This is a genomic window from Candidatus Rokuibacteriota bacterium, from assembly GCA_030647435.1.
Lineage (GTDB): Bacteria > Methylomirabilota > Methylomirabilia > Rokubacteriales > CSP1-6 > AR37.
The window spans coordinates 1-13,971 of sequence record JAUSJX010000038.1 but is presented as its reverse complement, the minus strand read 5'-3'; the positions used below and the strand labels follow the sequence as shown (position 1 = coordinate 13,971).

At 66.8% G+C, this 13,971-nt stretch carries 16 protein-coding genes and 2 tRNA genes; 13 read left to right on the top strand and 5 right to left on the bottom strand.

Annotated features, from left to right (window positions below; translation table 11 throughout):
* On the top strand, positions 1–235 hold a 235-nt coding region (locus Q7W02_07275; protein MDO8475989.1), incomplete at its 5' end, for a hypothetical protein.
* 54 nt (positions 236–289) lie between these two features.
* On the opposite strand, the gene Q7W02_07270 is transcribed toward Q7W02_07275, so the two are convergent.
* Positions 290–365 (bottom strand) — tRNA-Ala (locus tag Q7W02_07270).
* 154 nt (positions 366–519) lie between these two features.
* Between Q7W02_07270 and Q7W02_07265 the strand changes: the two genes are divergently transcribed.
* The 10 genes from Q7W02_07265 to Q7W02_07220 all read left to right on the top strand — a co-directional run bounded on the left by Q7W02_07265 (position 520) and on the right by Q7W02_07220 (position 8,701).
* Positions 520–1,722 (top strand): substrate-binding domain-containing protein, encoded by a 1,203-nt coding sequence (locus Q7W02_07265; protein ID MDO8475988.1) that lies wholly within the window; start codon positions 520–522, stop codon positions 1,720–1,722.
* A gap of 7 nt (positions 1,723–1,729) precedes the next feature.
* Positions 1,730–2,584, top strand: a complete 855-nt coding sequence (locus tag Q7W02_07260) for an alpha/beta hydrolase (protein MDO8475987.1) — start codon at positions 1,730–1,732, stop codon at positions 2,582–2,584.
* 35 nt (positions 2,585–2,619) lie between these two features.
* Complete coding sequence (locus tag Q7W02_07255; GenBank protein ID MDO8475986.1) at positions 2,620–3,360, top strand: ABC transporter ATP-binding protein; 741 nt, start codon at positions 2,620–2,622, stop codon at positions 3,358–3,360.
* A gap of 1 nt (position 3,361) precedes the next feature.
* Positions 3,362–4,069, top strand: a complete 708-nt coding sequence (locus Q7W02_07250; protein ID MDO8475985.1) for an ABC transporter ATP-binding protein — start codon at positions 3,362–3,364, stop codon at positions 4,067–4,069.
* A complete protein-coding gene (locus tag Q7W02_07245) occupies positions 4,066–5,040 on the top strand; it encodes a branched-chain amino acid ABC transporter permease (protein ID MDO8475984.1) in 975 nt (324 codons plus the stop codon). The genes Q7W02_07250 and Q7W02_07245 overlap by 4 nt, the downstream gene beginning before the upstream one ends.
* Complete coding sequence (locus tag Q7W02_07240; GenBank protein MDO8475983.1) at positions 5,037–6,131, top strand: branched-chain amino acid ABC transporter permease; 1,095 nt, start codon at positions 5,037–5,039, stop codon at positions 6,129–6,131. The genes Q7W02_07245 and Q7W02_07240 overlap by 4 nt, the downstream gene beginning before the upstream one ends.
* A 2-nt stretch (positions 6,132–6,133) precedes the next feature.
* A complete protein-coding gene (locus tag Q7W02_07235) occupies positions 6,134–6,376 on the top strand; it encodes a carboxymuconolactone decarboxylase family protein (GenBank protein ID MDO8475982.1) in 243 nt (80 codons plus the stop codon).
* Between the two features lie 36 nt (positions 6,377–6,412).
* Entirely contained in the window at positions 6,413–6,664 is a 252-nt protein-coding gene (locus tag Q7W02_07230) for a hypothetical protein (GenBank protein ID MDO8475981.1), read from the top strand.
* Positions 6,665–6,719: 55 nt separating this feature from the next.
* Positions 6,720–6,806 (top strand) — tRNA-Leu (locus tag Q7W02_07225).
* Positions 6,807–7,123: 317 nt separating this feature from the next.
* Positions 7,124–8,701, top strand: a complete 1,578-nt coding sequence (locus Q7W02_07220) for a PAS domain S-box protein (protein ID MDO8475980.1) — start codon at positions 7,124–7,126, stop codon at positions 8,699–8,701.
* A 749-nt stretch (positions 8,702–9,450) separates the two neighbouring features.
* Here Q7W02_07220 and Q7W02_07215 read toward each other — a convergent pair.
* The 4 genes from Q7W02_07215 to Q7W02_07200 form a co-directional block, all read right to left on the bottom strand.
* Entirely contained in the window at positions 9,451–9,651 is a 201-nt protein-coding gene (locus Q7W02_07215) for a hypothetical protein (protein ID MDO8475979.1), read from the bottom strand.
* A 50-nt stretch (positions 9,652–9,701) separates the two neighbouring features.
* Positions 9,702–10,775 (bottom strand): ATP-binding protein, encoded by a 1,074-nt coding sequence (locus Q7W02_07210; GenBank protein MDO8475978.1) that lies wholly within the window; start codon positions 10,773–10,775, stop codon positions 9,702–9,704.
* A gap of 300 nt (positions 10,776–11,075) precedes the next feature.
* Positions 11,076–11,609: a hypothetical protein gene (locus Q7W02_07205; protein MDO8475977.1), complete on the bottom strand. Its 534-nt coding sequence runs from the start codon at positions 11,607–11,609 to the stop codon at positions 11,076–11,078.
* 3 nt (positions 11,610–11,612) lie between these two features.
* The gene (locus Q7W02_07200) at positions 11,613–12,740 is read right to left on the bottom strand and encodes a membrane dipeptidase (protein MDO8475976.1); all 1,128 of its coding nucleotides are present in this window, start codon (positions 12,738–12,740) and stop codon (positions 11,613–11,615) included.
* Positions 12,741–12,858: 118 nt separating this feature from the next.
* On the opposite strand from Q7W02_07200, the gene Q7W02_07195 reads away from it, so the two are divergent.
* Together Q7W02_07195 and Q7W02_07190 are read left to right on the top strand one after the other, a co-directional pair.
* Positions 12,859–13,227 carry a hypothetical protein gene (locus tag Q7W02_07195; protein ID MDO8475975.1) on the top strand — a complete coding sequence of 123 codons (369 nt, stop codon included), beginning with the start codon at positions 12,859–12,861 and terminating at the stop codon, positions 13,225–13,227.
* Positions 13,228–13,722: 495 nt separating this feature from the next.
* Positions 13,723–13,971: transcriptional regulator (locus Q7W02_07190; protein MDO8475974.1), on the top strand; the 249-nt coding region annotated here is incomplete at its 3' end.

Below are 13,971 nucleotides of genomic sequence, written 5' to 3'. Positions count from 1 at the left end.
CCTTCTCCTCCATGTACTCGAAGCCGCGCGCGTCCCGGAGGGGGCTCTCGGCCTCGTAGTCCCACCGGATGCGCGAGGAGCGGTACGTTTCGTACGAGTTGATGAGCAGGAGCGACGAGAGGATCGGGTTGAAGTCGGGCTACGCTGGGCGGAGGTGACCTGGACCTTCGCGGTGAGCCGGGGGCATGCCCGCGAGGACTGCCACACCTTCCAGAAATTCACGCTGAAGGCCTGACCGATGCCGGAAAACAAACGGGGCTACGGAGCGCTCCGTAGCCCCGCAAGATTTTGGTGGAGCTGAGGGGGCTCGAACCCCTGACCCCAAGACTGCCAGCCTTGTGCTCTCCCAACTGAGCTACAGCCCCACCGCGAAGTGAAGGATACTGCCCGGGTCGAAAGTTGTCAAGGTTGACCGGTACTTGCGGAGTGCGCTCCGAAGGCAGGTCGGCTCTTGACGCAGCGCGGCTCACCTGCTAGCGTGGCGCGTGCCGTGAGAGAGAACCCATGGAGGAGCGAACGATGACGAAGCGAGCGGTGGCGGCGGCGATGGTGATGCTGGCCCTGGCGGTGGTGTGGCCGGGGGCGGCGCAGGCGCAGGCGCCGATCAAGATCGGGCTGGTGCAGGGCATCTCGGGGCCCTTCGAGGTCTACGCCAAGCAGGCCGTCACGGGCTTCAAGCTCGGGCTCGAGTACGCCACGGGCGGCAAGATGGAAGTGCTCGGGCGCAAGATCGAGGTGCTGATCGAGGACGACCAGCTCAAGCCCGACGTCTCCAAGCAGAAGGTGACCAAGCTCTACGCCGACGACAAGGTGGACCTGATCGTCGGGACCACGTCGAGCGCCGCGGCGCTGGCCATCCTGCCGGTCGCCGCCGAGTTCAAGAAGGTCCTCCTCGTCGAGCCCGCCGTCGCCGACAGCATCACCGGCGAGAACTGGAACCGCTACGTCTTCCGCACGGGCCGCTCCTCGAGCCAGGACGCCATCGCCAACGCGCTGGCCGTCGCCAAGCCGGGCGTCTCGATCGCCACCATCGCCCAGGACTACGCCTTCGGCAAGGACGGCGTCGCCGCCTACAAGGCGCAGGTCGAGAAGTTCGGGGCCCACGTCGTCCATGAGGAATACACGCCGCGCGACGCGACCGACTTCACCGCGCCCATCCAGAAGATCCTGGGCGCCCTCAAGGACGCGAAGGGTCCGAAGTACGTCGCGGTCATCTGGGCCGGCAAGGGTGGCCCCTATGCCCAGCTCGTCGCGAGCAAGATCGACAAGAGCGGCATCACCATCACGAGCGGCGGCAACGTGCTCGACGTGCTGAAGGCCTTCAAGAGCTACAACCTCGAGGGCATGATCGGCGGCGCGTACTACTACTACGAGATTCCGAGGAACCCGATCAACACCTGGCTCGTGACCGAGCACGAGAAGCGCTTCAAGGAGCCGCCGGACTTCTTCACCTGCGGCGGCTTCGCGGCCGCCATGGCCGTGGTCGCCGCCATCCAGAAGGCGGGCGGCACCGACACGGAGAAGCTGATCGCCGCGATGGAGGGCATGGAGTTCCAGACGCCCAAGGGCAAGATGATCTTCCGCAAGGAGGACCACCAGGCGCTCCAGAGCATGTACATCTTCAAGCTGACGTCCAAGCCCGATGTGCCGTGGCTGATCCCGACGCTCCTCCGCGAGCTTTCGCCGCAGGAGACGGCGCCGCCCATCCAGAACAAGAAGTAGGCGCGCCATGCCGCGCGTCCCGGCCGACGGCGTCTCGCTCGCGGTGCACGAGTGGCCGGGCACGGGCCCGGCCATCGTGTGCATCCACGGGCTCACGGCCAATCACGTCTGCTGGCTGAGCATGGTGGATCTCCTCGCCGCGAAATACCGGCTGATCGGCTACGACCTGCGCGGCCGCGGCGACAGCGACAAGCCGCCGGCGGGCTACAGCCTCGACCAGCACGGCCGCGATCTCCTGGCGCTGCTGGATCATTTCGGGCTCAAGAAGGCCGTCCTGATGGGCCACTCGCTGGGCGCCCACATCGCGCTCAAGTTCGCCGTCGCCCACCCGCAGCGCGTCTCGAAGCTCATCCTGGTGGACGGCGGCATCGACGTGCGAGCCGAGATCATCGACTCGCTCGGCCCCGCCATCAACCGGCTCGGCGTCGAGTTCCCCTCGCTCGACGCCTTCCTCGGGATCATCCGCAGCCTGCCGATGTTCACCGGCCGCTGGAACGACTACCTCGAGCGCTACTTCCGCTACGACGTCGAGACCCTGCCCTCGGGCGCCGTCCGCTCCAAGGCCTCCAAGAGCGCCATCTCGGAAGAGCTGGCGAACCTCCAGCGCGAGCGCCTCTGGGTCTACCACCACCAGGTCAAGTGCCCGACGCTGATCTTCCGCGCGCCCGACGGCCTGCTGACGCAGACGGATTGCCTGATGACGCAGGCTGAAGCGGTGGCGATGTCCCGCGCCATTCCGAAATCGAAGCTGGTCGTGGTGCCGAAGACCAACCACTACACGGTGCTGCTGGGGAAGAACCCGCGCGTGAAATCCGCGCTCCAGGCGTTCCTCAAAGGCCAGAGCTTCCTTAAGGAGAAGTAGCGACGGCCGACGCGCCCGTTCTCAGCACGCGCGACCTGACGATACGCTTCGGCGGCCACGTCGCCGTCGACCACGTCAGCCTGGATGTGCCCGCCCGCGCGCTCAAGAGCATCATCGGGCCCAACGGCGCCGGGAAGACCACGCTCTTCAACCTCCTCTCCGGGCAGTACCGCGCCTCCGAGGGGCGGATAGCGTTCAAGGGCGAGGACATCACAAGCTGGAGCGCGGCGCGCCGCACGCGCGCGGGGATCGGGCGCTCCTTCCAGCTGACCAACATCTTCCCCACGCTCTCCGTGCTGGAGAATGTCCGCGTCGCGCTCCAGGCGCGCGCCGGGCTCCTCTTCAATGCGTGGCGGAGCTACCGCGCGTACCCGGAGCTGGAGGATCGCGCGTGGGAGATCCTCGAGACCGTTCTGCTGGGCGCCAAGTGGCGGTCCCCCGCCAGCGAGCTCGCCCACGGCGAGAAGCGCAAGCTCGAGGTGGGCATTCTCCTGGCGCTCGACGCTGAAGTCCTCCTGCTCGACGAGCCGACGGCGGGGATGTCCCTCGAGGAGGTGCCGTCCATTATTGCGTTGGTGGAGGCCATCCGCCGCCGGCGCGACCGGACGGTGCTCCTGGTCGAGCACAAGATCGACATGATCATGGCGCTGTCCGACTCCATCGCCGTACTCAAGGACGGCCGGCTCATCGCCGACGACACGCCCGAGGCCATCAGCAGGAACGCCGAAGTCCAGGCGGCCTACTTTGGTGGCGGCGGGGGCGGCGGCGGACGCTAGCATGAGGGAGATCGTGCTGGAGGTCGAAGACCTCCACACCTACATCGGCCAGCACCACATCCTCCAGGGCGTGTCGCTCCGCGTGAAGCGTGACGCCGTGACGGTGCTCCTGGGGCGGAACGGCGCCGGCAAGACCACGACGATGCGCAGCATCATCGGGCTCCTCCACCCGGCGCGGGGCGCGATCCGCTTCGAGGGCAAGGCCATAGACCGGATGCCGCCGTACGACGTCGCGCGGCTTGGAGTCGGCTTCGTGCCAGAGGGCCAGGGGATCTTCGCCACGCTGACGGTGCAGGAGAACCTGCGCGTTGCCATGCACCGCGAGGACGCCGCGAGCCGCGAAAGGCTGAAGCGTATGCTCGCCCTCTTCCCGGATCTCGAGCGCTTCCACCACGCGCGCGCGGGCACGCTCTCCGGCGGCCAGAAGCAGATGCTCGCCATCGCGCGCGCGTTCGTCAACCCCCAGCGCCTGCTCCTGATCGACGAGCCGTCGAAGGGCCTGGCGCCCATCGTGGTCGAACACCTGATCGCCGCGCTCCGCGCCGTCAAGCACGAGACGACCGTGCTGCTGGTCGAGCAGAACTTCGCCATGGCTGAAGCCCTGGCAGACCAGTTCTACCTCGTGGACGACGGGCGCACGGTGCGCGAGGGATCGATGGCTTCTCTCGCCGCTGACGCCGAGCTGAAGAAGAAATACCTGGGCATATGAAGCGCGCCGCGCCCGCCCTGATCGTCCTGGCGCTCGCGCTCCTGCCGCTCCTCGGCATGGAGCCGCGCGTCTACCTTACGCTCACGGTGGCCGGGCTCGCCATGGGTATGCTGATCTTCCTCGTCGCCTCGGGGCTCACGCTGATCTTCGGCCTGATGGACGTGCTGAACTTCGCCCACGGCGCGCTCTTCTCCTGGGGCGCCTACGCGGGCTTCAGCGCGGTCCTGCTGCTGAACCGTCACGCCGGCTGGGTCTCCTCGCCCTCGGTGTGGCTCAACGCGCTGGCCCTCCTCGCCGCCGTGGCCGCCGCCGTGCTGGTCGCGCTCGCGCTGGGCGTCATCATCGAGCGCGTGATCGTGAGGCCCGTCTACGGCCAGCACATGTTCCAGATCCTGATCACGCTCGGCGCGACGATCATCCTTGAGGAGCTGATCCGCATCGTCTGGGGCCCGAACGACCAGGTGATGCCGGTGCCGCTCTCCTTCCAGGGCTCGTGGGACGTGATGGACGTCATCGTCCTGCGCGTGCCCGTCATCGCCATCGGCCTCGGCTTAGCAGTCTACGCGGGCCTGCTGCTCCTGCTCCACCGGACACGCGTGGGGCTGATCGTCCGCGCCGGCGTCGAGAGCGGCGAGATGGTGCAGGTGATGGGGCACAACATCTACCGCTACTTCACCGGGGTCTTCGCCCTGGGTTCCGCGCTGGCGGCAGTGGGCGGGCTCATGTGGGCCGTCTTCCGTCAGTCCGTCAGTCCCGCCATGGGCGGCGAGCAGCTGATCTTCGCCTTCATCGTGGTCATCATCGGCGGGCTCGGCAGCGTCACAGGCTCGCTGGTGGGCGCGCTCATGGTGGGGCTCTCGTACAATTACGTCGCCTTCCTCCTGCCCAAGGCCGCGCTCGGCGTCAACATGGCGCTCATGGTCCTGGTCCTCCTCATCCGCCCGACGGGTCTCTTCGGAACCTCGCGGTGACGACGCCCGTCGAGACGGCGCGCAGGGCGGATCGCGCGCGGCGCTGGCGCCAGCCGACGGTCTGGCTGCGGCTCCTGGCCCTCGGCCTCTTCGCCCTCGTGCCGCTCGTGATCCCGTCCTTTCAGGCCACCGACCTCGCGATCAAGATCGCCATCTTCGGCGCGCTCGTGGCGAGCTACGACGTGGTGATCGGCTACACGGGCATCGTCTCCTTCGGGCATGCCATGTTCTTCGGCTTCGGCGCCTACGCGGTCGCGCTCTCCGTCGGCCGCTTCGGCGCGCCCACGTACGGCCATCTCCTGCTGGGCTTTCTCATCGCCATGGCGGTATCGGCGGTCGTCGCCGTGCTGATCGGCGCCTTCTCCCTGCGCGTCAAGCTGATCTTCTTCGCCATGATCACGCTGGCCTTCGCGGAGTTCGCCGGCATCCTGGCCGTCCAGTGGAGCGCGCTGAGCGGCGGCGAGGACGGGCTGTCGCCCAAGCTGCCCGGCGTCTTCGCCATCGGCTACGACGGCGGGCGCATCCTGGGCATCCCCGTGACGGGCAAGCTCGTCACCTACTACTTCGTGCTGGCGGTGTGCGCGGCGCTCTTTCTCGTCATGGCCCGCTTCGTGGCCTCGCCGCTCGGCCGCACGCTCCAGGCCATCCGCGACAACGAGCTCCGCGCCGAGGCGCTCGGCGTGCCGACCTTCGCGCTCCAGATCGTCTCCTCGTCCTTCGCCAGCGTGGTGGCGGCCATCATCGGCGGCTGCTACGTCATGTGGGTGCGCTACGTCAATCCGGAGTCCGCGCTGGGGGTACCGCTCATGCTGGATGTCCTGCTGATGGTCATCATCGGCGGGATCGGCACGCTGTGGGGCGGCCTGATCGGCGCCGCCGTCCTCCTGACCGCGCGCCTGCTCCTTCCAGACCTGCGCGGCCTGGCCGCCCTCCTCGGCGGCTCGGAGATCGCCCAGCGCCTGACCGAGCGCTGGCTTCTCGTCTTCGGCGTTCTCTTCGTGCTGGTGGTCTTCTTCTTCCCCAAGGGCGTGCTCGGCACGGCCCGCGGAGCGCTCGCCCGTCGCCGGGCCGGCGCGGCCCAGGAGGGCTGACGATGGCGTGGATCAGCTTCACAGGCGAGGCGCGTGCGGAGGGTCTCTTGAAGGAGGCCTACGAGCGCGTCAGGCGCGCCCTCGGCCGGGTCATCCCCTTCTACCTCGCCTACAGCGTGAGCCCGCGGCTTCTCCACGCGCATCTCGACTTCTACGGCGCCGTCGGCGCGCCGTCGGCGCTCTCCAAGCTCCGCAAGGAGATGATCGCCACGGCCGTGAGCGCGGAGAACGGCTGCGAGCACTGAACGCGGCTTCACGGAGAGTTTCTCCGCAAGCTCAAGGTGGACCCGGCGCTGGTACGCGCGCTCATGACCGATCCCGCCGCGGCGCCGCTCGAAGGCGCCGACCGCGCGCTGGTCGCCTATGCGCTCAAGCTCACCCGGACGCCCCGCGAGATGCGCCCGGCGGACGTCGAGGCTCTGCGAGCCGCCGGGCTGTCCGAGGAGGAGATTTTCGAGGCGGCCTTCGTGACGGCCTACTTCAACTACACCAACCGCGTCGCCGAGGGGCTGGGCGTCGAGCCCGAGCCCTGAGCCGAACTTGCGTCCCCCGGCGCCGCCCCGCTACACTGACGTCCGACCTCCTTGGGCCGGGATGGCGGAACTGGCAGACGCGAAGGTCTCAAAAACCTTTGGGCTCACGCCCGTGGGGGTTCGATTCCCCCTCCCGGCACCATCTATGTCCTCAGCGCGTCAGGTATACGAACTTGCGCGAGCGCAGTGGATCCGCGTCCTGATAAGCATCAGGTTGTATAAGTGGCGTTTCAGTCCCTCCACGTTTTCGCCACGGCCCGCTTGGGCCACCCTCATCTAGGAATGCCCTAAGTGGGGTTGTCGGTCATGGCGGCCGAGGCCCACGCGGGTGGAGGGCAGGGCGAGCGCGCCCGGTCCCACGGGCGCAGAGCAGCTTGGTTGCGCCGAGGCTCGCGGTGTAGACTGACCGCAGGATCGAATCATTTGAGCCCGCGCGACAGGCAGCCTCCACGAAGAAGCGTGCGCCGCCGGCCCGGGTCGCAGGCGGGAAAGCCTCGGCCTGAGGCCTCCGAACAGGGGCTGCGCGAGAGCGAGAATCGGCTCCGCGCGCTCATCGAAAACGCGTCGGACCTCATCACGGTGCTGACCACGGACGGAATCATCAGGTACGAAAGTCCGTCCGTCCATCGGCTGCTCGGCTGGCGGCCAGAGGAACTGATCGGCCAGCGGGTGTTCGACTACGTCCACCCCGACGACGTCGAGCAAGTGGCCGCAGGGATAGCCAGGCGCCTGGAGGATCCCGCGAGAGCGAACCCCCCGGTGGCCTTCCGTGTCCGAGCGGGTGACGGCTCCTGGCACTTCCTCGAGGCCTATAGCCGCATGTCCACGGATACCGCGGGTGCCGTCACGCTGGTCGTCAACTCCCGCGACGTGACCCGGCAGCGGGCCCTGGAGGAGCAGCGGCTGCAGGCCCAGCGCATGGAGTCGGTGGGCCGCCTGGCGGGGGGTGTGGCCCACGACTTCAACAATCTGCTGACGGTCATCACGGGGCGCAGCCACTTGGCCCTGAGCCGCTTGGCCCCGGACGACCCCGTGCGCCGCGACATCGAGCTGATCGCGATGACGGCGGAGCGGGCAGCCCGGCTCACCCAGCAGCTTCTGATCTTCAGCCGTAAGCAGGTTCTCCGGCCCGAGGTGATGGACCTCAACAGCATGGTCGAGACGATGGAGGCCAGCCTGCTGCGGCCGATTGGCGAGCACATCGAGCTCGTCACGACGCTGGCACCGGCCCTCTGGGCGGTGAAGGCCGATCCCGCCCAGCTGGAGCAGCTCATCATGAATCTGGCCCTGAATGCGCGGGATGCCATGCCCACGGGGGGCCGCCTCATCGTGGAGACGGCCAATGTCGCTTTGGGTGCCGAGATGGCCGGCGCCCCCGTCGACGCGTCGCCGGGTGACTATGTGCTGCTCCGGGTGAGCGACACCGGCGTCGGCATGGACACGGCGACACGGGCACGCATGTTCGAGCCCTTCTTCACGACCAAAGAGATGGGGAAGGGAAGCGGCCTCGGGCTGTCCAGCGTGTACGGCTTTGTCCAGCAGAGCGGCGGCCACATGACCGTCGAGAGCGAGCCCGAGCAGGGAACGACGATCAGGATCTACCTGCCTCGGGCCGCGGCCGAGGTCACAGCGGCCGAGCCGGGGCTGGTGGAGCCGACGGCCCGCGGGATCGAGACGGTCCTCCTGGTCGAGGACGAGGAGGACGTGCGCGGGGTCGTACGGGAGATACTGGCTCTGGCCGGCTTTACTGTACTGGTGGCGGCGAGCGCGGACGAGGCCGAGCGGATCTGCCGCGACCACTCGGGCCCCGTCCACCTTTTGCTCACGGATGTGGTGATGCCGCGCGTGAGCGGCGTCGAGCTGGTTGCGCGCCTGCGCCCGATTCGGGCGGCCATGAGGGTCCTGTACATGTCCGGCTACGCCGATGACACCGTCCTGCGCCACGGCGCGTTCGAGTCCGGCGCGAGGCTTCTGCCCAAACCCTTCACTCCGGACTCCCTCATCCGCGAGGTACGCGAGGTGCTCGACGGCCAGTGATGGCGGGCCGGCTCAGGACCCGCGCGTGCGGTTTCGAGCGTAAGGAGCGTCAGCAACATACGGGCGGCGGACGACGCAAGCGCCGCCGGTGCCGCGGGCTCGCGCCCTTGCGCCGGTTTCGGGCCGGGCCTACCCGGGCTTCATGCGGGCAGAGTGCGCGGTGAAGGGCGAGCGAGGCGGATGGTGCACTCGCGCGAGGGCGTAGGAGACATCAAGCTCGTTCTCGATCGTGGCGCAGCGCTCGGGGCACATCCCCACAGTCCACTCCGATCTTGAGTCCAGACACGCTTCCGTCTCGAATGAGGCTGTCCACTTGCCCTGGCCCCACGCCGTGCAGCACCGGCTAAAATCCAGCCCGTGCAACAACCGAAATCGAGCGGCTGCTCGGGATACATAAGTGGCGTTCTGCCTATCGGGTTGACTCCGAAGCACACAACTGGTCGTAGGCAGAGGGGCCCGTGCCTTGCCGCCGAGCCCACCCAGGGGATCGTTCGGAGTCAACCCGATAGGCACAAGTGGCGTTACATTCCCTGCTGGAGCCTGATCATCCCAAGCGACCCTAGGGAGCATTGGGTTGACGACCGACCGCGCCGAGGCGCTTGACCGAGCCTGCGAATTCCGACACGACGATCGCGACCGTTGCTGTATCTGCGGTCCGGTCAGCGCAGCGGCGTGCCGCAGATCGCGCCCACGATGTGCCCTATGCCCTCCACGACGTTCCCGCCTCCCGCTCGCCACTCGTTGAGCCATCAGTCGAGGAAGATCGTGCGCATCGCAAGCAGTTCATCGCGGCGCTTGGCGTCTTGGTCGGAGTCGTATTTGCGGTCCTTGATGCCGCCGGCGGCGACGCCCGGCGTCGTCGTGCGGTACCCGACTAGCGTCAGGGAGAACTCACCCCTGATCTCGTGGTTGAACCTCGGATCGGGTCCGTGCTTCACCTCTATGGCCATGATGCCTCCAGATCATCGAGCTCGCAGCCAACAATAGAGGCCGCTCTGCGTTATCGACGTGCTTTCAGCTTGCGGACGGCCACGTCGTCTATCCAGGCTTTCACCGGCCACTCGGCAGCGAATCGGATGTCGACGTATCCCTCGTCCTCCGAGCTGAACCTAAGCCGATACGCTCGCCACCACGAAGGACCGCCATGAATCTTCACTTTGAACCTGTCCCACTCGCGCGGACTTGTGACTGCTCGCAGCGAGAACGCGCCGGCCCCCTTTTCCTCGACCCCGGCCCAGAATTGCGCTTCGTAGACAGCACCTCTTTCGATAGGGACCCTCTGGCTCAGGGTCGAGAACACGTGTGGAGCGCAGGTGCTTTCGTGTTCTACGCGGAGCGAACGGCGACCACTGTGGGACTCGCGCGCATCCGCGAACCAACGCGCCACTGCCCCGCCGAAGGGCACGAAGCGATGGGCACTGGCGAAGGGTCGAATTCTCGGCATATCTTCCAGTAAGCCCGTGCCCCATCCCTCAAGATTCTGCTCGAAGCCACCGTTCCGCACCAATGTGATTCGTCGCCTCTGTGGGCGGGAACGTCGACGGACTGTCGGTGGGTTAGTTTGAAATGCTTCTCTGATCTCCTCGCGGGTCATCTGGGCCTTGCCATCTTCGTACCTAGACCAGAACTCGGTCGCGTCATTGAACGTCATCATGTGCGGAACTCGCGCACTTCGCGGAATCCGGACGAGGACCACCGCATGACCGTCGACCACGCGGCGGTCGACTTCAAGGCCGCTGATACGAGGATCGAGATACTTGAGACACAGAGAACGGATCCTCTTGACGATGGATTCGACGTCCCCCTGTAAGGCTTCGAACCTCTGAGCGCGTCCGTGGCCATCATCACGAATGCCGAGGATCAGATAGCCGTCTCCTCCGTTAGCAAAAGATGCCGCGTGGCGAAGTAGCTTCGGTTTGGCATCAGGCAACTTGTGGTCAAACTCGGCCTTGAAATCTAGGTACTGGCGCTCGGCAACGTTGTTGGACACCAGCGCACGGATGTCGGCATCGGAAACATCCCCAAGGGATTTGTCGCCAAAGGTTTTCGACAGACGACGAGATGCGCGCGCCATAGCGCCGGAAAGTATAGCTCACCCGGCGGGCGGAAATGAGTGATCCGCGGGGAGCGATCCGGCCCTGTGCACGTCGTGTGTACGAGCAGGATCGACCCGGCGTTGACTCGTCTCGCGCTCGCGACGCGTAGGCCCCCGCCGTTTCGGTTGGTCTTGCTCTGAGTTGACTGGTGTCGGGGCCTGGATCAGGCTCATAACCTAACGTTCTTTGCCGATCAGGGCATGCAAGTCGCCTCACGTGACCGCTGTGGGTCGGCCCTGGTCTGCTCCCCAACGTCTCAGACAGATGAGGTGTGACTTCTATCCTCGCTCTAACTCCTTGAGGCGTGCCAGGTCGAGGTCGCCCTTGGCGCCCCACCCTCTGGCTCCAGCCGGGATCTCGGGCCGGAACTTCTCGTAGAGCGCGTACGCGCGGGCCGCGAGGTCCTTGGCTGGAAGCGAGCTTGCGAGGCGCGTCATCGCCGCGCGCACGTCCGCGAGAGCCTCGCCAAACTTGCCCTCGAGGTAGCGCGTGACGCTGGCGGGATCGGCCGGCTTGTCCTTCGTCAGCGCGCGGAGGCCGTCCGGCGTGTGCACGACGGGAACGGCGCGGCCCAGAAGCGCAACCGTGAGCGCCTTGCCCTTCTGAAGCTTCTTCCGGTGCTCGCGCACGGTCTCCGGGGCGGGATGGAACAAGCCGAGCGACACGCCTTTCGAATACGCGTTGAGGCCGGCGACGGCGTGGCCCAAGGTGAGCGCCTCGTCGCGGTTGAAGCCCAGGCGCTCGGCGACGACTGCGGCCCAGAGTGTCAGGACCGGCGCCCGGTTGATCTTGATCTTGCGCGAGGCGCTCATCACTCAGCCGCCGGTACGGGGTGGCGCGCTCGCGCCGACTCGTCGGAACACGCGCTGGGCGTTGCCCCCGAGGATCTTCGCCGCCTCCTCGGGGCGATAGCCGTGGTCGACCAGGGCCGCGGCGAGCGACGGCCAGCGCGCGTAGCTGGCGAAGATCGCGCTGGGTCCGATCCCGTCCATGTCCGTGCCGACGCCGACGTGGTCGATCCCGGCCGCGTCCACCAGCCGCGAGATGTGGTAGACGTAGCCGGTGATGTCGTCGCTCCGGCGGCCGAAGATGATCGGCATGGCGCCGATGACGCCGCTCGTCCCCGCGACCAGGCGCGCGTGCTCGGGGCTGATGAAGCGCGCCCAGCCGCTCGAGTCCACGGTGTTGGAGTGCGAGAGGATGATCGGCTGCGTGGTCGTCTCCACCACGCCGCGCACGACCTCGAATCGGGCGTGGGCGACGTCGATCACGATGCCCAGGCGGTTCATCTCGCGCACCGCCTCCTTGCCGAAGGCGGTCAGGCCGCCGTGGACGGCCGGCTCCGTCTGGATGTCGCCCAGCTCGTTGACCCGGTAGTGCACGAGCTGGAGCGAGCGGATGCCGCGATCGAAGGCCTCCCGCACGCGGTCGATGCGTCCTTCGAGGAAGTCGCAGCCCTCGACGGCGAGGATGCCGCGCACGGGCGGCCCCGGCGCCCCGGCATCGGTGACGCTTGACACGATCGGCATGCCCGCCGCGCTGCTCCACCGCACGAGCGCATCGATCTGCCGGTACATCGAGGCGTAGAGTTCCCCCGGCTTCGGCTCGCGGACGGGGTGCAGGGCGCCGGCCCGGTCGCGGGCGATCACGGGCGCGTCGGACGTGGCGGTAAGGGCGATCAGCTTCACGCGGCCGGATTCCGCGCTCTGGCGATGGCCGGCCAGCGTATCGTTCGACATGCTCTTGAACAGGCCCGGGTGCGAGTGGAGGTCGAAGGAGAGCGTGGTGTCGAGGAGGTCACGCGTCGGGCAGGACGGCGCCGGCGCGGTGGCGCAGGCCGCGGCGACGAGGAAGCCGCGCCGACTCAGCCGGGCGTCGTCAGGCCGCGCGTCGGCCAGGGCGAGAAGCCGTGACCAGTAGTCGAAGCAGCCCGGGCTGCACACGTCCTAATTTTACGCCAAAGGAGTGTATGATTGGCGCGACCGACCCGGAGGACCCGGGGAGCTTGGCTTCTCTTGCTCTGTAACCTATACTGGCTAATGAGAGTTTGAGGCGACACCGATGAGCGTGACACCTGTATCGGACGGTTTCAAAGCAATCGACCGGCTGAGGGAGCTTCGAGCCGGGTGGGATTCGTATGCAGCTGACCGGCCAGGTGAGCTGGCCCTGAAACATGCAAAAGACTGCCTGTTGAGCGTGTCCCATGCTCTCGGTTCGGCATACGTGAATCCAGCTATCGATCCGATTCCGGATCCTGGTGTCGCTCTCGTCTGGCGAAAGAAGGGCCACGGGGAAGTTGATGCGCTCTTCTCTGCTTCTACGAGCCGATACATTGTGATCGACTCAAAACGCGAGATCGTGACTAAGGGTGAGCTAAAGAACTACGAGACCTTCGCCCTACAGGTTCTGAAGCCCTTCGTGTCTCTCTAGTCTCTGTCCTCCGCACGCTTTGGCACTGTCCTTCTCCGCGCGCGGACGAGAAATTCCTGAAGGCACCGTTTACCGGCGCATCCATCCGAATCATTTCGATTGCGACCTGGGTGTCCCGACCTTTCTGGCATTCCGGCCGCGTGAGATAGATAAGGGAGGATTGTCCGCAGACTTGGATCTACGCAAGGCCCGTGCGGCTCTCAAACAGCCGCGGCACAAGCGCTTCGGCCTGTGCGCCCTCGACATTGCCAACATCAAGCAGGAAACCAAGGGAAGGGCACACGTGAGCCCTCCGCTAAGGGCTGGGGCAAGTCACGTCAGGATAGAAAACTGCGAAGACGAGGAAGTGCAGCAGGCTTTGGCTCGGCTTGCAAGTGTGATTCAGCCGCCCACTCGGTAGAGAAACACGTCTGATCGTCGGGGCCGAAAGGTATGATAGGCGCGCCCGACGGGGAGGCCCCATGAACCAGGTGTGCTACATCAAGGCCGCGACGGATGGACACGGCGCCTGACCGGAAGCGCACGCAGGAGTTCGCCCGGAAGCTCTTCGGCTTCTACACGGGCGGGATGCTCACCCTGCTGGTGCAGGTCGGCCACCAGGTAGGCCTGTTCGAGGCCGCGGCGAAGGGGCCCGGCACCAGCGGCGAGATCGCCGGGCGCGCCGGGCTGGACGAGCGCTATGTGCGCGAGTGGCTGGCGGCCATGGCGACGGCGGGCGTCGTGGAATACGACGCGGCCTCGCGC